General features: G+C 70.3%; 25 protein-coding genes and 1 tRNA gene. 9 read left to right on the top strand and 17 right to left on the bottom strand.

The window, feature by feature from the left end; all coding sequences use genetic code 11:
• The first annotated feature begins 196 nt into the window (after positions 1–196).
• On the top strand, positions 197–856 hold the full coding sequence (locus Drose_RS27355) for an acVLRF1 family peptidyl-tRNA hydrolase (RefSeq protein WP_260724188.1): 660 nt from the start codon (positions 197–199) through the stop codon (positions 854–856).
• Positions 857–1,250: 394 nt separating this feature from the next.
• Here the strand turns inward: Drose_RS27355 and Drose_RS27350 are convergent, their stop codons facing one another.
• Positions 1,251–1,652, bottom strand: a complete 402-nt coding sequence (locus Drose_RS27350) for a VOC family protein (protein WP_260724187.1) — start codon at positions 1,650–1,652, stop codon at positions 1,251–1,253.
• A gap of 91 nt (positions 1,653–1,743) precedes the next feature.
• Between Drose_RS27350 and Drose_RS27345 the strand changes: the two genes are divergently transcribed.
• The 4 genes from Drose_RS27345 to drmC all read left to right on the top strand — a co-directional run bounded on the left by Drose_RS27345 (position 1,744) and on the right by drmC (position 3,914).
• Positions 1,744–1,820, top strand: a tRNA-Pro gene (locus tag Drose_RS27345).
• A 111-nt stretch (positions 1,821–1,931) separates the two neighbouring features.
• The gene (gene drmB / locus Drose_RS27340) at positions 1,932–3,209 is read left to right on the top strand and encodes a DrmB family protein (RefSeq protein ID WP_260724186.1); all 1,278 of its coding nucleotides are present in this window, start codon (positions 1,932–1,934) and stop codon (positions 3,207–3,209) included.
• Positions 3,199–3,402 (top strand): hypothetical protein, encoded by a 204-nt coding sequence (locus Drose_RS27335; RefSeq protein WP_260724185.1) that lies wholly within the window; start codon positions 3,199–3,201, stop codon positions 3,400–3,402. The genes drmB and Drose_RS27335 overlap by 11 nt, the downstream gene beginning before the upstream one ends.
• A complete protein-coding gene (gene drmC, locus Drose_RS27330) occupies positions 3,399–3,914 on the top strand; it encodes a DISARM system phospholipase D-like protein DrmC (RefSeq protein ID WP_260724184.1) in 516 nt (171 codons plus the stop codon). Before Drose_RS27335 ends, drmC begins: the two co-directional genes overlap by 4 nt.
• Before the next feature lie 233 nt (positions 3,915–4,147).
• Here the strand turns inward: drmC and Drose_RS39210 are convergent, their stop codons facing one another.
• The 4 genes from Drose_RS39210 to Drose_RS27310 all read right to left on the bottom strand — a co-directional run bounded on the left by Drose_RS39210 (position 4,148) and on the right by Drose_RS27310 (position 6,319).
• Positions 4,148–4,711 (bottom strand): DUF2637 domain-containing protein, encoded by a 564-nt coding sequence (locus tag Drose_RS39210; protein ID WP_260729818.1) that lies wholly within the window; start codon positions 4,709–4,711, stop codon positions 4,148–4,150.
• A gap of 74 nt (positions 4,712–4,785) precedes the next feature.
• On the bottom strand, positions 4,786–5,175 hold the full coding sequence (locus Drose_RS27320; protein ID WP_260724183.1) for a 5-oxoprolinase subunit B family protein: 390 nt from the start codon (positions 5,173–5,175) through the stop codon (positions 4,786–4,788).
• Positions 5,172–5,426: a hypothetical protein gene (locus Drose_RS27315; RefSeq protein WP_260724182.1), complete on the bottom strand. Its 255-nt coding sequence runs from the start codon at positions 5,424–5,426 to the stop codon at positions 5,172–5,174. Before Drose_RS27315 ends, Drose_RS27320 begins: the two co-directional genes overlap by 4 nt.
• Positions 5,423–6,319, bottom strand: coding sequence for a zinc ribbon domain-containing protein (locus Drose_RS27310; protein ID WP_260724181.1), 897 nt, complete (start codon positions 6,317–6,319; stop codon positions 5,423–5,425). Before Drose_RS27310 ends, Drose_RS27315 begins: the two co-directional genes overlap by 4 nt.
• Positions 6,320–6,535: 216 nt before the next feature.
• Between Drose_RS27310 and Drose_RS27305 the strand changes: the two genes are divergently transcribed.
• Positions 6,536–7,387 carry a DUF3817 domain-containing protein gene (locus Drose_RS27305; protein ID WP_260724180.1) on the top strand — a complete coding sequence of 284 codons (852 nt, stop codon included), beginning with the start codon at positions 6,536–6,538 and terminating at the stop codon, positions 7,385–7,387.
• 96 nt (positions 7,388–7,483) lie between these two features.
• On the opposite strand, the gene Drose_RS27300 is transcribed toward Drose_RS27305, so the two are convergent.
• Genes Drose_RS27300 through Drose_RS27250 form a run of 11 tightly spaced genes read right to left on the bottom strand, consistent with a single transcriptional unit; the run spans position 7,484 to position 20,329 of the window.
• On the bottom strand, positions 7,484–8,623 hold the full coding sequence (locus Drose_RS27300; protein WP_260724179.1) for a Gfo/Idh/MocA family protein: 1,140 nt from the start codon (positions 8,621–8,623) through the stop codon (positions 7,484–7,486).
• Positions 8,616–9,821: a Gfo/Idh/MocA family protein gene (locus Drose_RS27295; RefSeq protein ID WP_260724178.1), complete on the bottom strand. Its 1,206-nt coding sequence runs from the start codon at positions 9,819–9,821 to the stop codon at positions 8,616–8,618. The genes Drose_RS27300 and Drose_RS27295 overlap by 8 nt, the downstream gene beginning before the upstream one ends.
• A 39-nt stretch (positions 9,822–9,860) precedes the next feature.
• On the bottom strand, positions 9,861–11,105 hold the full coding sequence (locus Drose_RS27290; protein ID WP_260724177.1) for a serine hydrolase domain-containing protein: 1,245 nt from the start codon (positions 11,103–11,105) through the stop codon (positions 9,861–9,863).
• Positions 11,102–12,301 carry a CaiB/BaiF CoA transferase family protein gene (locus Drose_RS27285; RefSeq protein WP_260724176.1) on the bottom strand — a complete coding sequence of 400 codons (1,200 nt, stop codon included), beginning with the start codon at positions 12,299–12,301 and terminating at the stop codon, positions 11,102–11,104. Before Drose_RS27285 ends, Drose_RS27290 begins: the two co-directional genes overlap by 4 nt.
• Positions 12,302–12,348: 47 nt before the next feature.
• Positions 12,349–13,263, bottom strand: a complete 915-nt coding sequence (locus tag Drose_RS27280; RefSeq protein ID WP_260724175.1) for an HpcH/HpaI aldolase/citrate lyase family protein — start codon at positions 13,261–13,263, stop codon at positions 12,349–12,351.
• Positions 13,260–15,134, bottom strand: a complete 1,875-nt coding sequence (locus Drose_RS27275; RefSeq protein WP_260724174.1) for a CocE/NonD family hydrolase — start codon at positions 15,132–15,134, stop codon at positions 13,260–13,262. Before Drose_RS27275 ends, Drose_RS27280 begins: the two co-directional genes overlap by 4 nt.
• A complete protein-coding gene (locus Drose_RS27270; protein ID WP_260724173.1) occupies positions 15,131–15,931 on the bottom strand; it encodes an ABC transporter ATP-binding protein in 801 nt (266 codons plus the stop codon). Before Drose_RS27270 ends, Drose_RS27275 begins: the two co-directional genes overlap by 4 nt.
• Positions 15,931–16,884: an ABC transporter ATP-binding protein gene (locus Drose_RS27265; protein WP_260724172.1), complete on the bottom strand. Its 954-nt coding sequence runs from the start codon at positions 16,882–16,884 to the stop codon at positions 15,931–15,933. The genes Drose_RS27270 and Drose_RS27265 overlap by 1 nt, the downstream gene beginning before the upstream one ends.
• Before the next feature lie 8 nt (positions 16,885–16,892).
• Positions 16,893–17,747 (bottom strand): ABC transporter permease, encoded by an 855-nt coding sequence (locus tag Drose_RS27260; RefSeq protein ID WP_260724171.1) that lies wholly within the window; start codon positions 17,745–17,747, stop codon positions 16,893–16,895.
• The gene (locus Drose_RS27255) at positions 17,744–18,667 is read right to left on the bottom strand and encodes an ABC transporter permease (protein WP_260724170.1); all 924 of its coding nucleotides are present in this window, start codon (positions 18,665–18,667) and stop codon (positions 17,744–17,746) included. The genes Drose_RS27260 and Drose_RS27255 overlap by 4 nt, the downstream gene beginning before the upstream one ends.
• A 33-nt stretch (positions 18,668–18,700) precedes the next feature.
• Positions 18,701–20,329 (bottom strand): ABC transporter substrate-binding protein, encoded by a 1,629-nt coding sequence (locus Drose_RS27250; protein WP_260724169.1) that lies wholly within the window; start codon positions 20,327–20,329, stop codon positions 18,701–18,703.
• 284 nt (positions 20,330–20,613) lie between these two features.
• Between Drose_RS27250 and Drose_RS27245 the strand changes: the two genes are divergently transcribed.
• From Drose_RS27245 to Drose_RS27235, 3 genes are read left to right on the top strand one after another with little or no spacing between them, the layout of a single operon-like run.
• Positions 20,614–21,741 carry a M24 family metallopeptidase gene (locus Drose_RS27245; RefSeq protein WP_260724168.1) on the top strand — a complete coding sequence of 376 codons (1,128 nt, stop codon included), beginning with the start codon at positions 20,614–20,616 and terminating at the stop codon, positions 21,739–21,741.
• Positions 21,742–21,748: 7 nt separating this feature from the next.
• The gene (locus tag Drose_RS27240; RefSeq protein ID WP_260724167.1) at positions 21,749–23,233 is read left to right on the top strand and encodes a four-carbon acid sugar kinase family protein; all 1,485 of its coding nucleotides are present in this window, start codon (positions 21,749–21,751) and stop codon (positions 23,231–23,233) included.
• On the top strand, positions 23,230–24,075 hold the full coding sequence (locus tag Drose_RS27235) for an HpcH/HpaI aldolase family protein (protein ID WP_260724166.1): 846 nt from the start codon (positions 23,230–23,232) through the stop codon (positions 24,073–24,075). Before Drose_RS27240 ends, Drose_RS27235 begins: the two co-directional genes overlap by 4 nt.
• On the opposite strand, the gene Drose_RS27230 is transcribed toward Drose_RS27235, so the two are convergent.
• Positions 24,033–24,767, bottom strand: a complete 735-nt coding sequence (locus tag Drose_RS27230; protein WP_260724165.1) for a FadR/GntR family transcriptional regulator — start codon at positions 24,765–24,767, stop codon at positions 24,033–24,035. The two genes, Drose_RS27235 and Drose_RS27230, sit on opposite strands and share 43 nt — an antisense overlap.
• Positions 24,768–24,881: the final 114 nt, after the last annotated feature.

Raw genomic sequence — 24,881 nt, 5'->3', positions numbered from 1 at the left:
AGGCGGCAGCGTGCGGACGGTGTCGAGCCCGGCGCCGAGCAGTGCCGCCAGGGCCGGGCCGTCACCGTGCCGGACGATCTCCAGAAGGGACGCCCGGGTCACTCTGACGGACGATCTGCGGTCGGTCGCCTTCCGGCCCGGCGCCGTTCCACGGGCGGTGCGTCGGCGCAGTCCGGACCTGTGACAAGGTGGACGCATGGTGACGGCACGACCCGCGGCCGGGGGCGGGCGCTGGGTGGAGATCTCGCCCGAGCGACTGCGGGGTTGGCTGGACGGGTTCTACGGGCGGCACGACGGGGCCGAGGAAGACGGGCTCGTGCTGACCGGGGCCAGCAACGGCGACACCGCGCGGCTGTGCCCGCCACCGGGGCTCGACGGTGTGACCGACGTCGACGCGCTGCTGGCCGCGCTGCCGGCGCCGCCGCGGATCGCGCTGCTGCTGGCGCGCAAGGGCGCCGTCGGGGTCGCCGTCGTCGACGGTACGACGATCACGGCATCCAAAGTGGAGCGCTTCCACATCCACGGGCGGACCGCCGCCGGTGGGTGGTCGCAGCAGCGGTACGCCCGGCGCCGCGACAACCAGGCCGACGCCGTCGCGCAGAAGGCCGCCGACATCGCGGCACGGGTGCTGCTGCCCTCCGCTCCCGGCGGTGCCGCGGCGCCGGACGACGTCGCCGCCGCGCTCGTGTGCGGCGGGGACAAGAGCATGGTCGACGCGGTGCTCGCCGACCGCCGTCTCGCCCCGCTCGCCGCGATCCGCCACCCGCATCTGCTGGAGGCGGCGGAGCCCCGGCTGGCGGTGCTGGAGGAGGCGGCGGTGCACGCGCGGAAGGTGCGCATCCACCTGGTGCCTTGAGACGCGCCCGCCGTCGGGCCTCGGCGTCGGGCCTCGGCGGAGTCCATGGCGATGCCGGCGTGCCTGCGCGTCATCGGGGCCCGCGGCTCGGCAGGACGTGGCGTCCGCGTCGGAGCGGTCAGTCCGGCGGTCGCGCTCCTGGATTCGGTGTCGGGCAGCAGTACCGCTGGGCGCTGGCGCTGCGGCCCACGGTCAGTGGTCGGATCGACAGATGTCTGATATACCTGTGGCAGCGCATCGCCGCTGAACGGCTTGACCATGTGACGCACGGCGGAATCCGCGCCGTCTCCTGGTCCGTCCGCAACCGCCCCCGCCCGGCAGTGCTCATTCCGGGCCGCTGCCCGGGCCCAGGTCTGCTGGCTTCCAGGAGGTGCCCTGTGCTCGGTGTCGCGGCTCAGATAGCCTTGGCGGGGCCGAGCAGGTCCCAGCGGTTCCCGGCGACGTCGAGAAACACGGCGACGGTGCCGTAGGCTTCGGCGCGCGGCGGCCGGACGAACTCGACCCCGTGGTCGAGCATCCGGCGGTACGCAGTGTTGAAATCATCGACCCGCAGGAAAAACCCGACCCGCCCGGCGACCTGGTCCCCGACCACCAGATGCTGCCGCTCCCCGTCGGCCCGGGCGAGCAGCAACCCGGTCCCGCCACCGGGCGGCCGGACGACCACCCACCGCTTCGCCCGCCCGTCGGTGGTGAGGGCGGGTGAGTCCTCGGCGAGCTCGAACCCGAGGACGTCGACGAAGAAACTGATGGCCGGGTCGTACTCCTCGACAACAACCGTGACAAGATCAAGCCGCATACCAGCAGGCTAAACGCTACAGGGGATACTCGTGTGTGGGGCGGGAGTGGGATGCGCTACTCTGTAGCGGCTGCCACGGTTGGGGCAGCACCGGGACGTAGCGCAGTTTGGTAGCGCACTTGACTGGGGGTCAAGGGGTCGTGGGTTCAAATCCCGCCGTCCCGACCAGCCGAGGGTTCCCGCAGGTCAGCGACTTGCGGGAGCCCTCTTTTCGTGTCTGAGCCGTTCGCCTGAGTCGAGCACGCCGCTGTTGGACCCCTTGACTCGACGGGTGACGGAATGCCCCTGCTCAAGATCGAAAAGCTCACCGAAGGTCTCGCCCGGGACTGGGCCGGCTATCTGCGCGACTGGGACCGGACCCTGCGCGCCGCCAACCATCCCGAGACCACCCGCTACAACTACCTCCTAGCAGCCGCCCAGCTCGGCCGCTACCTCGCCCAGCACTCCCCGGACCCGGACGCCGACGCCGCCGCCGAGGACCCGACCGAGACCACGAAGGCGCACGTCGAGGCGTTCCAGGCCTGGATGATCGAGACCCGCTCCGCCGCTACCGCGCTGAACAAACACATCGCCGCTGCCGTCGCCGAGGTGCTCGCACCGCCTGAATCCGAGGAAGCCCGCGAAGAGCGTCGCGCCAACTGGGACCCCATCGAGCTGCTGATCCCCGAGTGGCGGTACCTCCAGAAGCCAGCATTGTTCCCCGAACAGCAGAACAACACCGGGCTCATGGTCACCGAGATGCAGCGCGGCCCCGGCCTGCATCCGTACATCGCCCGCGTGGTCGGCGTCAATCGGATGAAGCGGGTCAATGCCGTGCTTGGGTTCACGCGCCTCGACGAGATGGACCGCGTGAACGACCTCGCCTCACGCCTAGTTGACCTCACACGCAACGGCAAGCCGACCTGGGTGCCCGCCACCGAGGACCGCGGCGAAGGCATCTTCCTTCAGTTCGACCTCGACGCAGTGGCCAAGTGGGAGGCCACGGTCGAGGGCACGGCACTGTGGGAGGCACACCGAGAGTCGCACCGCCGCAACTTCGCCCGCCGCTTCTCAGAGACTGCCAAGATTGTCAATCCCGATACTCGTCTGCCCGGCCCGAGGTACTGGCTCGTCCACACGTTCTCGCACATCCTCATTCGTGAGATGGCGATGTACTCCGGATACGGTGCCGCGAGTCTCACCGAGCGCATCTACGCCTGGAACGAGGCGCCTCAGCGTGAGGCCGCCGCTGGCCTGCTCATCTGCACGACCGCCTCAGATAGTGAAGGCACCCTCGGCGGACTTGTCGCGCTGTCCGAACCCAGCCGGCTTCAGGGCATCGTGCTGTCCGCGCTGCGCCGGGCCGCACGCTGCTCCTCGGACCCGGTGTGCGCCATGCGCACCCCGTCGGACCCAGAGGACTTCCTGCACGGCGCGGCCTGTCACACCTGCTGCTTCGCCTCCGAGACCTCGTGTGAGAAGGCGAACCGATTCCTCGACCGGCGGTTCCTGCTCGATCTCCCAACCGCGGACGGTCCGACGGTGCCCGGGTTCTTCGGCAGCGTCCATGGCATCTGACCCGCTCGCCGAACTGGGTAGCTTCCTGACCGCCACCGAGGCGCAGCGACTCGCCGCCCAGATCGAGGCCGGGCAGCACACCCTCGCCGCGCTGAGCGAGATTGCCGCCGCACGTAGGGAGACCGTCAAACTACTCCTCGCCTCAGCGGCACTCGGGCACGCCGACCGTGAGCGCACCGTGAGCGCACCGTGAGCGCGCTACACGCAATCGCCGGCGCGAAAGCCGTACTGCGCGAACTGACACCCGTCTGGACGATGCCCGGCAACGAAGCGAACGTTGGACACCTCACGAGCGAGTTCCACCGCATCGTGCGAGCAGCCCGGCAATCGGTTACTGCAGCTACGTACAACTTCCAGGACTCTTCGCAGATGTGGTCCGTGCTCAAAGATGCCTGTGAGCAGCCCGGCGTCGTCGTCACCGTGTACGTCGACGGTAACGTCGTCGCTGCCGCTGGCGTGAAGGCACAGCTACCACGCGCGACGGTCTACCGCTCCGCCGAACTGCCGAACGGCAGCCGGGTGCGCAGCCACGCCAAGTTCATCGTGATCGACCACGAACTGCTATTGCTTACCAGCGCCAACTTCAGCTATTCCGCCGAGAACCTGAACGTCGAGTTCGGCGTCCTCATCCGCGACTCCGCACTCGCCGAGTCCGTCGAGGCCACGATGATGAGCAAGCATGGCTCGCTGTACAAGTTGGTGTAACCAATGCGCCTGAGCACCTGTACCGGCGGCGGCCAGCCGGTCCTCGGTGATTGGCTACGAAGACGAGATCGACCTCGGAACGACTGCGCTCCCGCCGGGGGCAGTTGTCCGCTCGCCAACACTTGATACGCCGCGATCGCCCAACCGATGTCAGATGTCAGCGCCATCTTCCTGGTCCAGAACGGACAAAGCGGGGGACCTGGACGTCAACAGGCGACGGACATGTCGCTCAGTTACGCTGGCCTCGGCGGCGATGTCCGCGGGGCGCGCGTCGGGACGTTCCGCCAGCATCCTTGCGACAACGTCCGCTGTCGGACCCGAACGGTGGCGTCGGCGATTGCCGTGTGACGCATCCGCCGACAGACCGTCGTCTGTAGGCGGACCTCGCGTCGCGATGGGATCGGACGCCGACTGGGCCAGCGGAATGGGTAATTCGTAGAGGGGAATGGGTACGGACTCGTCAGTGCGCTCGTCTGGGTTGTTGCCCAGTGATGAGGTGTTCGCGGAACGGGTCGATGGTTTGGCGCGGGCATTTCGACGACGAGGAGCATCGCTACGGCGGGCCAGGCCGCGACGATCCGCGCACCGATAGTGGGCTGCGCGGCGGCGATGTTCGCGGCCACGCTGGCCGCCACACCGGAGGCGAACGCGATCCGTGCTGACCAGCGGACACGGTTCCCGTTGCGCTTATCCTCGACCATCGCGGCTGACGCCACGATCAGCATCCCGTCGACCGAGATCGGCAGGACATACGCGACCTCCGGACGCTCCCCGTACCGCAGCGCGACGTGGACCATGAGGCTCCACGAGGACCACGCCGCAATCGTCGCGACCGCCGCCACGCTGACATTCCGCGCGGCCCGCGTCGGTGTCACCGGGCCGCCTCCGCCCGGAGCCGCCGCCGGATGGTCCGGATCTCCTCGATGTCCACGGCGGGACGTCCGCCGATGATCAGCCGCGTTTGGACATCGGTCCACCGCTGCCACCGCCGGACCACCTCGGCGGGTTCGAGGCCGGTCGCGGCGGCGATGTCCGCCAGGTTCGCCCCAGCGCGGAAGGCGGCGTGGATGGACGCCGGCTGCCACCGGCTCCACCATGAGACGACCGCCGCGGCGAGCGCCTGCTCCGCGAGGATGTCCTCCCGGCTCGCTGCCGCCGGACCGCCCACCGTGCGGTCGTACAGGTCCAGCAGCAGCCGGAACGGGTTACGCTGTTCCGCGTCGGCGAACCGGACCAGCGGTGATTCGAGTGCGTCTGTCATCGTCGCCTCCCCTCGGGAAGGAAGGCGTTGAGCATCGAGGCGGTTCGGACGAAGGTCTGGTACGCCTCCGTCTCGGTCGCGAAGCTGTCGGTCAGTGAGTCTTGCAGTTGGGCGACGAGTTCGATCACGAACCGCGACCGGACCGCCTTGGGCGTGGGCCGGGCCAGCGCCTCCCAGAGCGCATGGCGGAACGGATCATGCTTGCCGAGACAGGCAAGAACGGCGTCGAGCCCGTTGTGATCATGGGTCATCGGGCATCACCCCGACGGCGTGACCTGCTTGAAGGCAGTGGAAGCGGGTCGCCCGCGATGGTGGCTACGGGGTTCGCATGGTGATGCGTCCGGCCCACTATTGGTCGACTTTTGCGAACCGCTCCCTCGGGGGCGGTTCGCGTGTCTAGTTCGAGGATTGCGGGGATGTCGGCCCGGCTGAGCGGGATGCGGACGATCGGCGTAGCGGTGCTCTCCTCGATGCGTAGCTCGTCCAGGAGGGCCTCGCACATCGCCTTGTGCTCTTGGAACGTGCCCTTGCTGATGATCTCATGGATGCGGTCGCGGATGTCGGTGAGGTAATGGACGCTGGGTTCTTCGTCGTCGACGCCCATGAGGACGGTCAGCTCGTCCTGCCGGTGGCGAAGTTGCCTGGCCTCTTCTGAGAGCTTGTCGATGCGGCGGGCGACGGCGTCGCGGTCGATCTTGTTTTCCTCGTAGTCGGTGAGGTACCGGTCGATCACGGCTTCCTTGGCTGCCAGCCGTTCTTGGACGTCGGCCAGTTCGTGCTGGAAGCCGGCTCGCGCTTGGTGCTGCTCGTCGCGGGCGGCGGCGATCGCCTGTTGCGCCTGGTCGAGGCGGTTGGTGTAGAAGTCGCGGAGGGCGGCGAGGACCAGCGCATCGAGGGCGTCGGCGTCGATGCGGGGTGCGTCGCACCGGTCGACGCCGTACCGGTTGCGGGTGTAGCAGGTGTAGTAGCGGTAGGTGCGACTACGCCCGTGGGCGTTGGTGCCGAGGTAGCGCTGGTTGCAGGCGGGACAGTTGATCTTTCCAGTGAGGTGGTAGTCGGAGGAGGCGAGGGCCTTCTTGGCGGGCATCTCGCCCCGCTCGGTGAGGATCTGCTGGGCGAGGTCGAAGGTGGCGGGCTCGATCACCGCGGCGTGGGCGTCGATGGCTGTTGAGCGTCTCTGAAGATGCTGATGGGCAGGGGCCGAGGCGGCGTTCGGGGTGCCGATGAGGTTGTGCCGGGCGTGGCGGGGTTGCGTGGGTTCGTTGGCGGCGGCACCGTGCCGACGACGGATATGCAGCGGCCCTCCCGGTGATCTCTTGGCCGAGTGCCGGGAGGGCCGTGGGTAGCGCACGGAGGCGCTGTGCTCACGGTAGAGGTCGATGCTGGTTCGGTCGAGCGGCGGCTGGCCGCCGGTGGTCTTCTGTGTCCTGGGTGTGGGGATCGGCTGGCGCCGTGGGGGTGGGCTCGCGAGCGGGTGCTGCGTGGCCCGGCGGCTGGGACGGTGCGGGTTCGTCCGCGGCGGGTGTGTTGCCGACGGTGTGGGACGACGGTTGCCGCGCGCACGGTCGTCGCCTTCTCCGGCCGGCTGGTCACCGGCTACAACGGCAGCACCGGACTCGAGGTGTGGAGATGGACCACCGAGCTCGGCGTCCGCATCTTCGGGGCCCTCCACGGCGCCGCCTTCATCGCCTACCTCACCGTGACCCTGCTGCTCGCCGACCGCCTGCGATGGAGCATCACCTGGACGACGGTGCTCGCCCTCGCCGCGTCCGTCCCGCCCTTTCATGACCCTCGTCTTCGAGGTCTGGGCCCGCCGGACCGGACGGCTCGAGACTGTCACGACAGACGGCAGTTGACGCCGTTCGCGAGCAGGATCCGCGCTCGTCGCGGCGCGAACCCTACGGCCCGGACAACGTCGGGGGAGAGCTCCAGGGACGAGTCGGCGGCGGCGCACGCCGAGGGCGCGGCGGGCGCCGGCCGTCGCGCCACGAACCTGACCCTCACCACTGACGCCAACGGCGACTTCAGCCACGCCGTCACCGTGCCCCCGGCCACGGCCGCGGGTCAGCACACGATCGTCGCGCTCGGCGCCGCGCCGGACGGCACCGCCCTGCTGAGCGTCGCGCTCGGCCTGGCCCTGCTCGCCGTCGACCGGGTCCGCCGGGGGCTTCGCGCCCGCGTGCTGCCGGCCGGCTGCGCGTACAACGTCTGAGATCGACGACGGGGCCGGGTCACGCGGCGGCGTGGCCCGGCCCCGTCGTTTCCGCCGGGCGGGGCCCGGTGAACGACGTCGTCCACCGGGCCCCGCTCACCGATCGGCAGCGGAGCCGGAGACGGTCGCCGCCGCAGGCGAGGGCCGGTAGTCGACGGCGATCGACCTGCCGGTGTTCGCGGCCTCGAGGACGGTGTCCACGACCTGCGCCACCCGGTATCCGTCCTCGAAGGTCGCGGCCGGAGACTCGGTCAGCTGCCCGGCGGCCAGCCCGAGGATGTCGCGACTCTGATGGGCGAAGCACTCGTTCCAGCCGAGCGGATGCGATCCCTGGATCCCGCCGGGGAGCCAGAACCCTTCCAAGGGATGCTCGGGCCGGGTGACGAACTCCGTTCGCGCACCTTGCCGGGGCTTGCGGATCACCACCTCGTTGAGGCGCTGCATGTGCCACGCCACCGATCCACGGGTGCCGTCGATCTCGATACGACCGCTGAGGTCGTGCGCCGGACTCACCCGGTTGACGTCGAAGACGGCGAGGGCGCCGTTGTCGAGCTGGGCCGTGACGACCGCCGCGTCGTCGTTCGCGCCCTCGTGCCGAGAGGCGACCATGGCCGACACCCGGACGACCTCGCCCACCACGAACCGGGCGACGTCGATGTGGTGCGAGCCGAGATCACCGATGGCGCCGGCGCCCGCCTTGGCCCGGTCGAAGCGCCAGCTAGTCGCACCGTCGGTCGACATGTCGAGCAGGAAACTGGACCGGAAATTGGTGATCTCACCGAGTTCGCCCTCGCGCACGAGGCGGCGCATGAACTGGATGGCCGGGATGAACCGATGCATGTACGCGCAGCGGTGAAGGACGCCGTGCCGCACCGTGATCCGCCAGATATCGTACGCCTCGTCGGCGGTCGGCGCGAGCGGTTTCTCGCAGAACAGCCCTATGCCGGCTTGGGCGGCCGCCTCGCACGCCGCGCGGTGCAGGTGATTGGGGCCGGCGTTGATGAACAGATCCAGTTCGTGCGTGGGCAGCACGCCCCAGTCCGTTGTGGTGTGCCGCCACTGGTACCGGTGCGCGACCTCACGCGCGAGGCCGGCGTCGGCCTCGGCCAGGACCACCAGATCGGCTTCGATGGCCGGCTGCAACCGGGTGTACCGGGCTGACCGCATGGCCAGCGAGTGCATCTGGCCGATGAACCCGGCGCCCAACATGCCGATCCGGACGCGTGCGTCAGACATCGGTACCCCCGATCGAGGGGCCGGACGTGACCTTCACCGGAAGCCCGCCGCGCTCGTGCGACGCCAGCGCCGCGTCGATCAGGCGCATGGTGCTGAGGCCGTCGTGCACGCTCGGGAGGTGCCGCATCTCCGGCTGCTCGTCCTGCCCGGCGACGGCCCGGAGCACGCCGGTGAGAAAGTCCCGGTAGATCGCGGCGAACGCCATGAGGTAGCCCTCGGGATGGCCGGGACGGATCCGCGTCGCGGAGAGCGAATCGGCGTCGTTGCTGTCGAGGCCCCGGGTGATCCGCGTCGCCGCCTCTCCCGGGCGGAGCAGCCAGAGGTGCTCCGGTTCCTCTTGCCGCCAATGCAGGGAACCGTCGGTGCCGAACACCTTGAACTCAAGCCCGTGCTCATTGCCCGCGGCGACGAAACTCGACCAGAGGCGCCCGACCGCGCCGCCGTCGAACTCGACCGTGAGGTAGGCGTTGTCGTACACCTCGCGTCCTTCGGCGATGGTGCTCAGGTGTGCGCTGACCTCGACGACCCGCTGCCCGGTCACGTACTCGACGATGTTGTGCGCGTGGGTGCCGACTTCGCCGAGCACGCTGGCCGGTCCCATGGAGGACCGCCGGAACCGCCAGTGCCGCTGGGCCGGGTCCGCGGGTTCCCGCAGGACGCCGGGCTCACCGGAGGCGAACTGCCCCTCGACGAGGCGGACCGCTCCGATGGCGCCCGATCGGATCATGGCCCGCGCCTGCCGGACCATGGGATAGCCGGTGTAGCAGTGTGTGACCGCGAACAGGGCGGCACGCGACGCGACGGTGGCGACCAGCCGATCGGCCTCCTCCGCCGTCGAGGTCATCGGCTTCTCGCACAGGACGTGGATGCCGGCGTCGAGGAACGCGGACGCGATCTCCGCGTGCGACTGCGGAGGGGTGATCACCACGACCGCGTCGATGCCGTCGGCGCGATCGCGTTCCGCCGCCAGCATCGCCTGCCAGGTCGGGTACCCCCGCGCCGGGTCGAGCAGGAGTGCGCGCGCTGAGGCCGCACCGACCTGCGGGTCGATGCTGAGCGCGCCCGCCACCACGTCGGCCAGGCCGTCGGCGCGAAGCGCCAGCAGGTGGGTCGCACCGATGACCGAGTCGATACCGCCGCCGACAAGGCCCAGGCGGACCCGGCGGCCCACCTGTTCCAGAATGGTTGCTGCTGCCAATGTGTCTCCTCAGGTGTCGTACTCGGAATCAGGCGGTCGTCAGTGCAGTCCGCCGACGCCACGGCGGCAAGCGGCGCAGCGCTCGCGGACGCAGGAGTACAAGCTGTCGACCAGGCGCCGGCCGAGCTCGGATGTCCAGGTGAAGTTGCTGCGGACGAAACCGGCCCCGACCCCGGCGCCGGGGTCGGTGAAGCTGATCTGGCCGCCGAGACCATCGAACCCGAAGGCCGACTCATGCGGGCCCCATGAGCTCGTCGCCCCGCGTGTCGCGGGCAGGTTCCGCCGGATTCCCAGGCCCCACCGGGCCGGCAGGCCGGTGAGGCAGTCCGTGCCGTGAAAGCGCTCGCGCGTCAGCAACTCGATCGTCGCGGGGCGGAGCACCGAGCCGTTCCCCAGCCGCCCGCCCGCCGCCAGCGCGCCGTTGAGCACCGCCAGCGAGCGGGCCGTACCGGTCGCGTTGCCGAACGGCAGTTCCATGGCCAGCCGGTCCTGGTCGTTGAGCAGCACATCGACGCTGTCGTGCAGGGTCCGGCCGTCCACCGCGAAGAGGCTTCGGGACAGCAGCGACCCCGGGTCCTGCAGGCCGTCGCCCAGGCGTCCCGGCGGGTTCGGCCGGGCGCCGGGCCCGATGATCGGCGCCACCAGCCGCTGCGACGACCTGGGTGTTCCGAGGTCGAGGTCGAGCTGGAAGGGCCGCGCGATCTCGTCGCGCAGGATGCTCCCGACGCTGCGCCCGCCCGCGCGTTCGGCCAGCTCATCGACGAGCCAGCCCATCGTGAGCGCGTGATAGCCGCTCGCCGACCCCGCGGACCAGGCGGGGCGCGATCGAGCCAGGCGGTCCACGATCTCGTCGCGCTGGTCCCAGCCGGTGCCGTCGGGACCGAGAAAGGACTCGTAACCCGGCACGACGACCAGGCCGGCCATGTGGGCCAGCAGCTCGGCGACGGTGACCGCCGCCTTCCCGGCCGCGGCGAACTCAGGCCAATAGTGCGCGACCGGCGCTTCGACGTCGAGCTGACCGCGCTCGATGAGCCGGCCCAGGGCCAGGGTGGCGAGTTGCTTGGTCACCGACATCAGCACCGCGCGGGTCTCGCGCCGCCACGGGTGTTCGCCCGCGTACCCCGCCCAGAGATCGACGACCAGCTCGCCGTCGACGGTGGCCGCGAACGCGGCTCCGCCCTGGCCGACCTCGAACGCCCGGTCCGCGAAGCAGCGAGCCACCGGTTCGAAGCCGGCCGCCACGTGCCCGTCGACCCGGATCGGTGGGGTGGCGGTGGTCCTCATCGGGCCGGCGCCGCGTCGTCGCCGGCCGGTTCGCCGGGACGGCCGGGCGGAGCGGCGATGACGCCCTTGGCCACCAGGTCGGCCAGCTCCGCGGGCGAGTAGCCGAGCTCGTCGCCGAGAATGGCCTCGTTGCTGGCGCCCAGCTCGGGCCCGCACCAGCGCACGCTGCCCGGAGTGGCCGACATCCGCGGGACCACGTTCTGCATCTTGAGCGGGCCGAGCTTGGGATGCTCGACCGTGGTGACCATGTCGCGGTCGATGAACTGCGGATCGCGCACGACGTCGGCGATCGACATGACCGGCGCGACCGCCGCGTGCACCTCCTCGAACGCCCGGATCACCTCGTCCGCGTCGCGGCGCGCGATCCAGAACCCGATCGCCGCGTCGAGCTCGTCCTGATGCTCGATGCGGCCGGAGTGGCTCCGGAACCACGGCTGCACCACGAGATCCGAGCGGCCGACCAGCGACATCACCCGCTCGGCGATCGACTGCGCGCTGGCCGACACCGCCAGCCACACGCCGTCGCGCGCCTGGTACGCGTTGCGCGGCGAGGTGAAGGGCGCGCGGTTGCCGGTGCGTTGCTGCACGATGCCGAGCTGGTCGTACACGGACGCCTGGGGCCCGAGGATCCAGAACAGCGGCTCGACGATCGAGAGGTCGATCATCTGTCCGGTGCCGCTGCGGTCACGCCACCACAGCGCGAGCATCGTCGCGTAGGCGCCGGTGAGCGCGGCCACTCCGTCGCCCAGGGCGAACGGCGGCAGCGTCGGCGGCCCGTCCGGAAAGCCGTTCATGAAGGCGTAGCCGGACATGGCCTCGGCGAGCGTGCCGAACCCCGGACGGTTGGCGTAGGGCCCGGTCTGGCCGAACCCGGTGGTCCGGACCATGATCAGCCGGGGGTTCAGCGCGTGCAGCGTCTCCCACCCCAGGCCCCACCGTTCCAGCGTGCCGGTACGGAAGTTCTCGACGTACACGTCGGCGGTCGCCAGCAACCTTCGCATGGCCTCGGCGCCGTCGGGGTCGGACAGCTTGAGGGTGACCGATCGCTTGTTGCGCGCGGCCGTGGCCCACCACAGCGACACGCCGTCCCGCTCCCAGCCCAGGGAGCGCAGGGTGTCGCCGTCGGGATGCTCGACCTTGATCACGTCGGCGCCGTAGTCGCCCAGCATCGTCCCGATGAGCGGGCCGGCGAACAACGTTGCCGAGTCGACTACCCGAATTCCTTGCAGTGGCAATGGCTGCGTCAACTGACCTGTCCCTTCTCCTCGTGCTGCCAACGGTCGCGGTACCTAAGCTGCTGGACTGCCCGCCGATAGATCGGGTGGTCGACGAACCGGCCGTCCACCTTGATCGCGGCCACGCCGCGCGCCAGCGCCTGCTCGAACGCGATCACGATCCGGCCCGCGACCTCCAGTTCGCGCTCCTCCACGAACGAGTACGCCCGGGAGGCCGGCGCGATCTGCGCGGGATGCAGGACGGCCCGGCCCTGGAAACCAAGGCGCAGCGAACGGACCGAGTCCTCCTCGAGGCCGCCGTCGTCGTCCAGTTCGAGCCAGGGGCCGTCGACCGGAGCCTCCAGCCCCGCGGCCCGCGCCGCAACGGCGAGGCGCGAGCGCGCATACATGACCTCCAGCCCGTCGACGGACTGCGAGATGCCCATCGCCGAACCGAAGTCGGCCGACCCGAACATGGCGGTCCAGGTCCGGTCGGGCGCCTCGGCCAGGACCGGCTCGCAGCGAGTCAGTCCGAGCGGGGTCTCGACGATGGGGATGAGCCGGACCGAGCCCGGGTCGAGCGACCGTTCCCGTTCCAGGCGGGAGACGACCTCATCGACCACTCGCAACGCGTCGGCCGTTTCGACCTTCGGCACGACGACGGCGCGGACGTCGCGATGGATGATGTGCGCCAGGTCGGGCTCCGCCAGTCCGGTCTCGGGCCCGTTGATCCGTACCGCGACGCCGTTCGACGAGAACCGGCCGCTGGCCAGGGCGTCGCGCACCAAGGCCCGCGCGGCCTCCTTGCGGCTCTCGGCGACGGCGTCTTCGAGGTCGATGACGATCAGATCGGCGCTGAAGTCGGCGGCCCGGGCGAGTTTTCGCTCGTTGTCGCCGGGAACGAACAGCAAGGTCCGCAGCGGACGCACATCCCGGTCGCTCACTTGCCCGCCCACAACGGTGTCGTCCACCACCGGTCGAAGAAGACCCGGCCGTCGATGGAGACAAGTCCCCGCACGCGGACGGTGCCACGCGCGCAACTGATGCTGGCGGTGACCCGCACGACCTTGCCCGAGTTGAAGTGGACCGTCGTGCGATGCACGCTGGTCGTGATCGCCCGGCGTGGGTCGCGCGTACTGGCCCGGACCCGGCAGCGGCGGTCCGCCTCCAGCCGGTGCCCCTCGGCCGTGACTGATCGGTGACGTTCGCCGACGACCACCGCCGCCTTCCCGTCCAGCAGGTCCCGCTCGATGCTCCAGTGGCCGTCGGCCGGCTCGTTCGCCAAGGCCGGCACCTCGTACACGACCGCGGTGTTCGGGTCCGCCATCGGTATCGACACCTCCAGCGTGTCAACGTGGACGGGGGTCAGGGAAGGCTGCTGGCTGAGCCTCGGCAGGTCGGCCCGGCTCAGCCCGATCCGCAGCCGGTGCCCGGCCGGGATCCGGCGGACCGCGGTGTCGAGGTCCAGCCGGAGTACGTCGCCCTCGCCGTTGTCGAAGACGAGCACCGCCGACGAGACGATCGTTGACCGGCCTTCGCCGTCGACGTCGGACAGCCGGACCGCGACCCACTCCCCGGCGGGGGGCCGCTCGGCGACTCGGACGCTCACCCCGACACGACCGGCCAGCAGCACCGGGCCGGGCAAGCGGTCACTGGTGAAGGTGAGCGACCGGGCATCGTCGTCGTGCTGGTCCTGCGGCAAGCCGAAGTCGCCCATCCCGATGCCGCGCAACCCGCTCAGCGCGCCGACCGTCGCGTCGGCCGGGCATTCCAGGCCGAGGCGCGCCTCCGGCGGCTGCTCGTCCACGAGCCGCCCGTCCGGGCTCGCGTGCAGTCGCATGCGCCGGCCGGGCGGAGGCCAGGCTCGCAACGACTGCCAGGCGGGCACGGCGCCCGGCACGAACACGATCGCGGGCGGTTCGTCCATGGCCGCGTTGGGCACGTCCCGCAGCCAGTGGTCCCACCACTGCTTCGCCATGGGCAGGAAGTCGATCGGCCCGCATTGTGAGTCCTGCGGCAGGATGTGCCCCCAGGGACCCATGATGAGGCGTTTCGGCCCTCGGATGCGCTCGTACAGCTCGGGCACGGCGTCGGTGAACACGTCCTGCCAGCCGCCGACGCAGAGGGCGGGCACCTCGATGCGATCCGGGTCGATGGCCCGCTGGGCCCAGGCCTGCGCGTCCGGGCCGGTCCGGGCGATGTCGAGGACGTACGGCTCCACGTCGTGCAGCCGCCGATGCCAGCGTCGTCGCTCCGCCTCGGACTCGCCGTCGACCAGCCCCGGCAGGAGCTGTTGCACGAGCATCGAGCCGCCCCAGAGCGCGACCGGCAGGAAGTCGCCGCGGGTCCAGTGCGGATGGGCGACGTCGCGGCCCGAGTCGAGCGTGCACATGATCGGAATGATCGCCTGGAGGGCCGCCGGGCGCATCGCGGCCGCGCGCAGCGTCATGTGCCCGCCGTACGACATGCCCCACATGCCGATCCGGCCGGTCGACCACGGCTGTGCCGCGGCCCATTCGATGACGCAGACCGCGTCCTGCGCCTCGGCCTCGTCGTACTTGGCCCGGGGCGTCCCGTCCGAGGAGCCGATGCCACGCTGCTCGACCAGCACGGCGACGTAGCCCTGCTCGGCGAACCAGGCCAGCGACGCCTCGTACCCGGTGCCCATGTCCTTGCGGTACGGCACGACGGTGACGAGCACCGGCGCCGGCGTGGTGGCCGGCAGGTACACATCCGCGGAGAGCGTGTCGCTTGAGCCGGTGAGCGGAACGCGAACGTCGCGCAGGATCACCGGTGGTGTCGACGAGTCGGTCATCGGGTTGTTCCTTCCGCGCCGATGATGTCGAGGCTGTTCGCGTCGGCCGTCTCGACCAGCCCGGACACGTATGGGTCGAGTGGTTCGGCCGGTGCCAGCAGCGCGTCCCAGGACCCGTGGAACAGCACCTGACCGGCCCGCAGCACCAGCACGGTGTCCGCCAGTGCCCGCGCGACGCCGAGGTCGTGGGTCACCAGGACGCCGGCGAAGGACAGCTCGCGCTGCAGCCGTAGCAGGACGTTGACGATCTGGGCCTGGACCGACACGTCGAGCGCCGACGTGGGCTCGTCGCAGAGCAGCACGGCCGGGTCGCTGGCGATTGCCCGCGCGATCACCACGCGTTGCAACTGCCCGCCGGAGAACGCCTTGGGCCGCAGGCCGGCCCGGGACGGGTCGATCCCCACCTGGGCCAGCAACTCGGCCACCCGGGCGCGGCGCTGCGCGCGACGGCCGCGCAGCGGCTCCGCCACACTCCAGCCGATGCTGCGCATCGGGTTGAGCGCCCCGGCCGGGTTCTGGAACACCATCTGCACCGAACCGGGACCGCCGTGGTGGAGCCGATGCGGCCTGCCCTGGATCAGGACCTGGCCCGAGGTCGGGCGCTCCAGACCGGCCACGCAGCGCACGAGGGTCGTCTTGCCCGCGCCGCTTTCCCCCACGACCGCCAGCGTCTGCCCGGCCTTCACCGCGAAGCTGACGTCCGCCAGGGACACCCGCGGAGGATGGCCGGAACGGGTGAAGACCTTCCGGATCGACTGGACGTCGATCACCGGCACGTCCGATTGATCGCTCGCCATCACACCTGCACCTCCAACTCAGCGAAATGGCAGGCGACCGCCCGGCCCGCGTCGGACCGGAGCACCGGTCGTTCGGTACGGCACCGGTCCTGCACGGCCGGACAGCGCGGATTGAAGTGGCATCCGGCCGGCCATGAACCGGGAGTCGGCGGCTCCCCGGGCACGACCGGGAGCTTCTGCCGCCGGCCCTGGTCGAGGCGCAGCGAGCACTGGATGAGACTGCGCGTGTACGGATGCGCCGGCGCGCCGAGCACCTTGGCCGTCGGTCCGGCCTCGGCGACATGGCCGGCGTACAGCACGGCGACCGAGTCGCAGAACCGGCTGAGCAGGCCGAGGTCGTGGGAGATGAGCAGGACCGCCATGTGCGACTCGTCCGTGAGGGAGCGCAGCAGCCGCAGCGCTTCGACCCGAAGGTTCGCGTCGAGCGCGGATGTCGGCTCGTCCACCACGAGCACCTCGGGACCGGGCATGATGCTCATGACCAGCGCCAGCCGCTGACTCATCCCGCCCGACAGCTGGTGGGGGTACAGCTTCTCGACCGCGTCCCACCCACCGAGCCCGAGCTGGTGGCACAGCTCGTCGGCCCGGCGGACGGCGTCGCGGCGGGGCATGGCACCGCTGCGGACGACGGACTCGATTAGCTGCCTTCCGACCCGCATCACAGGGTCGAAGGCGGCGACCGGGTTCTGCAGCATCAGGCCGACGGTGCGACCGAGGTGGCGAGCGACGGCGGGGCTGTCCAGCGACAGCCACTCCCGCTCGCCGAAGCGCACCTGACCGGTCGCCCGCACCCCACGGGGAAGCATGCCCATCGCGGCTCGGGCGGTCATCGTCTTCCCGGCGCCCGTCTCGCCCACCAGGCCGAACAGCTCGCCCCGGTCGATCGACAGGTCGACCCCGCCGACCAGCTCGACCCCGAGCTGTGTGGTGACCCGCAGGTCGCGTACCTGCATCGCCCCCCTCAAAGCTGACCCCCGACATCGAGCTGGAACCGGTCGCGAAGCCCGTCTCCGATGAGGTTGGCGGAAACGATCAACACAATGATCATCACTCCCGGAACGGTGGCGATCCACCATGCGCCTGCCAAGTGCTCCCGGCCCTGCGCGATCATGTACCCGAGGCTGGGGCTCGGTGGCCGCAGGCCCAGCCCGAGGAATGACAGCGCCGCCTCGGCGAGCATCACGAAACCGATGTGCAGCGAGGCGAACGTGACCACCAGCGCCGCGTTGGTGGGCACGACATGGTTGAGCAGGATGCTCACCCGGCTCCGGCCGGCCAGCCTGGCGGCCGCGACATAGCCGCGTTCGCGTTCCACCAGCACGTTGACCCGGACCAGGCGGGCATACGGCACCCAGCCGACGGCGGACAGCAGCAGGACGAGGCTGGCCGGGCTGGCGTCGATCACCATGGCCGCGGCGAGGAATATCAGCAGCGGCGGTACCGCGAGCTGGAGGTCGACCAGGCGCATGAGCACGGTGTCGAGCCAGCCGCCGTGGTACCCCGCGACGGCCCCGAGGGCGGTGCCGATGACGGCGCTGATCGCCACGACGCAGGCACCGATGAGGACCGAGGTGCGCGCCCCGTTGAGGCACCACGTCAACAGGTCGCGGCCGAGCAGGTCCGTGCCCAGCAGGTGCCCCGGCGACATCGGCGGCAGGCTCGTGTCGGAAAGGTTCTGCTCGTTGGGGTCCGGCATCGCGATGGCCGCGTAGACGGACAAGAGCGTGATGAGCGCGGCAAGACCGAGCCCGGCCCGCAGCGAGGATCGTCCGGCCCGCGCCTTCGGGCGCAGCGCGCCGGCGGGTCCGGCCGTCATGCCGCACCGACCCGGACTCGTGGGTCGACCCAGAGCTGGACCAGGTCGGCCAGGAGGTTGAGCCCGACGTAGAGGGCGGCCACCACGACGATGACGCATTCGACGACGGCGAAGTCGCGCGCCAGCACGGCGGAAATCATCAGGTTGCCGATGCCGGGCCAGGCGAACACCGACTCGATGATCATGTCGCCGGCGATCAGGTGACCGAGCTGGAACGCGATGAGGGCAGCACTCGTCGAGGCGATGTTCGGCAGGCCGTGCCGGTAGACGATGACCGGCTCGGACAGTCCACGGGCCCGCATGGCCTCGACGAAATCGCTGGCGAGGACGTCGAGGAGCTGGCCGCGGAAGATCCGGAACAGGATCGGGACGATCGGCAGGCTCAGCGCCAGCGTCGGCAGCAACAGCGAGGACGCCTGCTCGAAGCCGAAGCTGGGCAGCCACGCCAGGCCCACGGAGAACGCGAGCAGCAGCATGAGCGCCAGCCAGAAGTCAGGCATGCCCTGCAGCAGGCCGATCCCGCCACGCAGGACGCGATCCGAGCCGCTGTCCCTGCGGCGGACGCTGTACACGGCCAGCACCAGCGCGATCCCGACGGCCAGGGTGAGTGCGCAGACGACGAGCAGGAGCGTGTTCGGCAACGCCGTCCCCACCTCCTGCAACGCGCCCCTGTTCGTGCGGTACGAGATGCCGAAGTCGCCGTGCACGACGCCGGTGACGTAGTGGAGGAAGCGTGGCAGCACCGGCAGGTCGTAGCCGAGCTGGGCGTCGAGGGCACGCCGCTGTTCCTCGGTCATCCACGGCACGGCCAGCGCGTCCGCGGGACTCCCGATCACGTTCGTGAGTACGAAGCTGATCGCGACCGCCCCGAAGAGCACCACGACCGACTGCCCCAGCCGGGCCAAGACGTATGCCTTCATCCCGCTCCTACCATCAGCTCAGCGGATGCCGGCTCATGCCGACAGGTAGACCGGGCCGAAGTTCGGCAGCAGTCCGTCGTTCGGCGGCGTGAAGCCCTGCACCGTGTTCTTGTGCGCATGCAGTGTCACCTCCCCGTAGAGCGGGCTGATCAGTGCGAGCTCCGCGACCCGGTTCTCGATGTCGGCGAAGATCTGCGTGCGTTCGCTGCCGTCCGGGACGACGACCACGCGGTCGGTGAGCTGGTTCAAGGTCGGGTCCGTGACCTGGAGCTCGTTGCGGAAGAAGTTCTGGACGATCAGATGCGAGGCCGCGCCCGAGATGAACCGGGTCCCGCCGACGGTGCCGTGCCATTCCCGGGCGGTGCCGGCCGGGGCCCGGACGATCTTGTTCTTCGCCGGCAACGGCAAGGACTTCACGGTCACGTTGATGCCGACCGGCTTGAGCATCCCCGCGATCGCCTCGGCGAGCTGGCCGAACTGGGCCCCCTCGTCGGGTGACCAGCCGATCGTCAGCTCCACCGGCGTCGTGAGTCCGCTCTCGGCGAGCAGGCTCTTGGCCAGGTTCACGTTGAGGTCGTAGTTGGTCGTTTTCGGCGGCGCGTAGCCGTACATGCCGGTCGCGACCCAACTGTCGTCGACCTTGCCCCCGACCCCGCCGAGGATCGCCTTGACCAGCGCCGGACGGTCGATCGCGTGGGCGATGGCCTGCCGCAGCTTCACGTTGTCCATCGGCGCGGTGTTCGTGAACCATTCGAGGCGGGCGTTGGCCCAGGACGACTCCTGCCGCACCACGAGCGAGGAAGCACCGCGCAGGGACGTGCTGTCCTGGGGCGCCACCCGTAGCACCAGGTCGACGCTGCCCGAGCGCAGCGCGGTCACCCGGGCCGCGGCGTCGGGGATGATGGGCACCTCGATCCGCTCCAGGTACGGGCCCGGTCCCCGGTAGGCCGTGTTGGCCTCGAGCACGATGCGCTGGGCGGTCTCGTAGCTGACGAACTTGTAGGGACCGGTTCCGGTCGGTGTTCGCACGATGGCGTCCTGGCCGGCCTTCACGATCTTCGGCGACATCACGCTGAGCAGCGTGAGGAACCGGGCGAAGTCCGGATACGGCGCCGCCGTGGTGACCCGCAGGACGGCGGGGTCGGAGTCGTCGTAGGTGGCGTTGGCCGGCAGGAAGAAGCCGAGCGGCGCCGCGCTGGACTTCGTGAACTCGAACGAGGTGCGCACGGCACTGGAGGTCAGCGGCTCGCCGTCGTGGAACTTGATGTTCGGCTTGAGATAGACCTTCCACTCGCGCGCGTCGGCGGACGACTCGAACCGGTCGGCCAGCACGCCCTCGAGTTCGCTGGTCCCCGGCTTGTACCGGAACAGCGCCTCGTACACGTTGTTCAGCAGGACGCCCAGGTCCGAGACGCCGGTGGCGATCACCGGGCTGAGGCTGACGGGCTCCGCGTTGCCGGCAACCCGCAGCACGCCGGTCGGGCGGGCCGGCGGACTACCGCTGGCGACCGGTTTTGGCCCGGCCTCGGGTCCACAGGCGGCCAGGAGCGGACTCGCCGCGAGCCCGACGCCGGCGACCGCGCCGAACCTGAGCAGCTGACGGCGGCTCAGGTGGCTCGCCAGCGCGGGATCTACACGAGGGTCAATGTGCTGAAATGCCATCAGGTCTCCCCAATTTGGACGATGCGCCACTGCGGACGGTCGATAGGGCGCGCATCAGCATCAGACGGCCGAGCGCCTCGAGGCGCCATGACCAGTACGTTCACGCCTTGGAAACTGGGCTGTAACGTACCGGCGGCGATCGAATTGGTCAACCACTCCACCGGTCGACCTTTCAGAGGTTGACCGGTCGTCCTGTAGGGGCTTACCGTGCACCCACTCCGGACGCTCGTCACACCGGCTCCCGAAAGGAACACCTCGCTGTGGACCTGTCGCTCACTGGTCGATTGGATGCCCTGCTGGCCGACCACGACTTCGACGTGCTGCTCGCCACCAGCAAACACAACGTGCAGTACCTGCTAGGCGGCTACCGGTACTTCTTCTTCGCCAACATGGACGCGATCGGCTTGAGTCGTTACCTCCCCGTGGTGGGCTACCTTCGCGACCGGCCCGAGGACTCGTTCTATGTCGGCTGCGGCAACGAGGACTGGGGCACCGACACGTTCCCGATCGGCATCAGCGACATCCGCAACGTCAGCTGGTCCAGTGTGGACTCCGCCCGGTCCGCCGCCGCGGCACTGCGCGAACGCGGTCTCGGGGCCGCCACGATCGGCGTGGAGATGGCGTTCATCCCGGCCGACGCCTTCATGGTGCTGCGGGCGGAGCTTCCGCAGGCGCGGTTCGTCGACGCGCACCTCGCGCTCGAGGCGCTGCGGGCGGTGAAGACCCCGGCGGAGCTCGAGCTGGTGCGGCACGCGTCCGAGATGATCGTCGCCTCGATGCTGGCGACCTTCGACCAGGTTCGCCCGGGCCAGACCAAGGCCGAGATCGTGGAGCGGTTCAGACTCGAGCAGACCAGTCGCGGGCTGGTGTACGACTACTGCCTGGTCACCGCCGGTCCGGACCTGAATCGAGCGCCCTCGGACGCGCCCTGGCTGCCGGGCACCGTGCTCAGCCTTGACAGCGGGGGGATGTACCGCGGGTACATCGGAGACCTGGCTCGCATGGCGGTCCACGGGCAGCCCACCGACCTGATGCTCGAGCTGATGGACGAGGTCGAGGCGGTGCAGCAGGCGGCTCGGGAACCGGTCGCGGCCGGCAACAAGGGAGCCGCGATATTCGAAGCGGCCGTGGCCCGGCTGGAGGCGAGCCCCCATCGTGACGTCCTGAGGTTCGTGGCGCATGGCATGGGTCTCATCACGCACGAGGTCCCCCGGCTGACCGCCACCGGTCCGGTCCCCTACCCCGCCGACCACGCCGACCGGCCGCTACAGGCGGGGAACGTGCTCTCGATCGAAACCTGGACCGAGCACCCGCTGGTCGGCTTCGTCAAGCTCGAGGACACGCTCATCGTCACCGAGGAAGGTTGGGAGGCTCCTGGTGACAAGGGCCGTGGCTACAACATCATCGGCTGACACCGGAGTGGTCACCGAAAGCCCGGGCCGCCGGCTGGCCGATCTCGACCAGCCGACGCCGACACACGAAGAAGGCGTTGCGGCGCCGATCATCGCCGAGGCGAACCGCAGCCGTCGCATGTGGACGGTGGTGCTCGATGACGACCCGACGGGCACGCAGACCGTTCGTGGTGCTCCGGTCGTACTGCCGGGAGCGCCCGACGCCGAGCTGGCGTGGGCGGCGCAACACCCCGGCGGCATCACCTTCGTCCTCACCAACACCCGCGCGGTCGACGCGGATCAGGCGGAGCGGACCACGTATCAACTGGTGCGCCGGGCCGCGCGTCTGGCGGACGGGGCCGGACATCGGCTCCGGGTGGTGACCCGCGGCGACTCCACCCTGCGCGGCCATTTCCGAACCGAGCTGCTGGCGGCCGGCCGCGCCTTGGCTGATGCCGGGCAACCGATCGACGGCGTCCTGTTCGTACCCTGCTTTCTCGAAGCCGGCCGATACACGGCCGCCGACGTGCAGTGGGTCGACCAGGACGGCCTGCTGTCGCCGGCCGCGCACACCGAGTTCGCGCGGGACGCCACCTTCGGCTACGAGGAGACCGGGCTGCTGCCTTGGACCCGAGCCCGCTGGCCGGTCGGCCCCCATGTCGGGAGCCTGTCCTTGGAGGCCATCCGCGACCGCGACGGCGTCGCCCGGATCGCCAAGATCTTGTGCGGGATGGCGCACGACGACATCGTCGTCGCGAACGCCGTCCGGGCCGGCGACCTGGAGGTACTCATGCTGGCACTGCTCGCGGCGGAGCAGGCGGGCCGGCGGATCCTCGTCCGGTCCGGCCCGTCGATGGTCCGGCTGCTTGCCGGGCAGCCGTCGCCGGAGCCGTTGACACCGCCCGAGGTGGCCGCCATGCGCCGGCCCGGTGGCCGGCGAGGGCTCGTCGTCGCCGGTTCTCATACCGCGCTGACCAATGCCCAGGTCGCCGCCGCCCGGGCTGCCCACGACCCCGCGCTCGTCGAGCTCGACGCGTCCGCCGTCGTGGGTGACGGCGGACGGCACGCCAACGCCGAGGTCCGCCGATGCGCCGAGGCGACGTCGGCCGCGCTGGCCCGGGACGACGTCATTCTGCGGACCAGCCGGGACATCGTCCACAGCGGACAGCACTCGCCGCTGCTGGTGAGCCGGAAGATCGCGCAGGCGCTGTCGAACGTCGTGTCCCTTGTGGTACGCCGGACGCCACCCGCCTACGTGATCGCCAAGGGCGGCATCACCTCGAGCGACATCGCGGCGGGCGCGCTCGGGTCGAGACGAGCGTTGGTGGCCGGCCAGATGTTCCCGGGTCAGGTGCCGGTGTGGGACCTGCGCGACGGACTGGTGCCCGGCCTCCCGCTCGTGGTCTTCCCCGGCAACGTCGGCCACGATCGGACCCTGGCCGAGGCGATGGAACGATTCCGAGACGCCGGGTCTGATCCCGGCTCCGTCCAGGACGAAGGTGGGCCGGCATGACCGCGCACGATCAGTCGCTCGCCGCCCGACTGCGCGGCCGGGACACGTTGCTGGGACTCGTGGTCAAGATGCCGGCGGCCAGCCTGATCGAGGCCGCCGGCCACCTCGGCTGGGACCTCGTCATCATCGACACCGAGCATGGCGCGGCCGACACCATGCAGTTGGAGGGACACCTGCGGGCCGCCGACAGCGCGGGTATCGCCGCCGTGGTGCGGGTCGGGTCCCACCGTCCGGAGGAGATTCTGCGGGCGCTCGATGCCGGCGCGAGCGGCGTCGTCGTGCCCCACGTCAACACCCCCGAGCAGGCGCGTGCGGTCGCGGCCGCGGCCCACTATCCGCCGGACGGTCATCGCAGCCTCGCCACGAGCACCCGCGCCGGTCGCCACTCGACCCAGACGCTCGCGGCCCACATCGAACGTGCTCGTCACGAGACGGTGGTGATCGTACAGATCGAGGACCGCAGCGCCATCAGCGTCGCCACGCAGATCGCGGCGACGCCGCACGTCGACGGCGTCTGGATCGGCCTGACCGATCTGTCGATGTCGCTGGGGCTGCCGGGTGACTACACCCATCCCGAGGTCGCGGCGGCCGTGGCGGCGGTCGTCGACGGAGTGACGTCGGCCGGCTCAGCCGCGCTCTGCGCGCTGGCCGACTCCGAGCAGGACGTCGCCCACTGGCATGGGCTGGGCGCGACGGTGGTGCTCTTCGTCGCCAGCCAGCTTTTCGCCAGGCGGCTTCGCGAGATCGCCGTCAGCAAGGCGTCGGTCGCGCCGACCGCGCCCGACGCGGAGGCGTCGCCTCAGACCCCAGGGCGCGAGTACGAACCCTCAGGTACCGGATGAAGGCAGTCGTCCAAGTGCGTCGCCATCGCCGCCCCGGCGGCGTCGAGCCCGCTCTGCTCGATGGCCCGCAGCAGTTCCTGATCACCGTCCGCTCGGCGGCGCGCGTGTGCGCGCACCGTCGAGCTGTCAACCTGGAGTAGTGACCGCAACGTGTTCAGCAGATTGACCAGCACCGCATTGCCGGTCATCTCGGCGACCACTTCGTGCAGGGAGCGGTCGCTGACCTCGACCGCTACCGGTTGTTCCCCGGCGGTGCCCGTGCGCCGGGACTCGGGGCCGACGCCGATGACGGTACGCAGCCGATCGACCTGCTCGTCGGTTCGACGTTCGGCCGCCAGCCGGGCGGCCCAGACCTCCAGGTGGCGCCGGACCTCGACCAGTTGCACAGCATCCTGCCCTTCGAGCAGCAGGCCCCACTGGATCGCCTGGGGCAGCAGCTCCGAGCTCGACCTGGCCAGGTATGTGCCGTCGCCCACCCGCTGCTCGACCAGTCCCAGCAGGCTGAGCGACTTGAGCGCCTCCCGCACGGCTGATCGTCCGGCTGACAGCTCCTCCGTGAGCTGTCGCTCGGAGGGAATTTTCTGGCCAGGAGCAAAGCGGCCGGAAAGGAGGTATCGCATCAGATCCCGGGCCAGCACCACGCCCGCCGCCCGGCGCTGTTCAGGAATGGCGTCGAGGATCCGTTCCGACATGGCACTCGCTTCCGGTTGGCTCGCGGGGCAGCGAGAACAATATCACCCCGTGGGTGTACGCACACGAAGCGTATTCGCGTCGATCGGATTGTCCGAATTTGCCCAGCCTGGAGC

Origin of the sequence: Dactylosporangium roseum (assembly GCF_025264685.1) — a bacterium.
GTDB classification, from domain to species: domain Bacteria; phylum Actinomycetota; class Actinomycetes; order Mycobacteriales; family Micromonosporaceae; genus Dactylosporangium; species Dactylosporangium roseum.
Note: the sequence above shows the minus strand (reverse complement) of the source record. Positions and strands in the feature narration are given on the sequence as shown.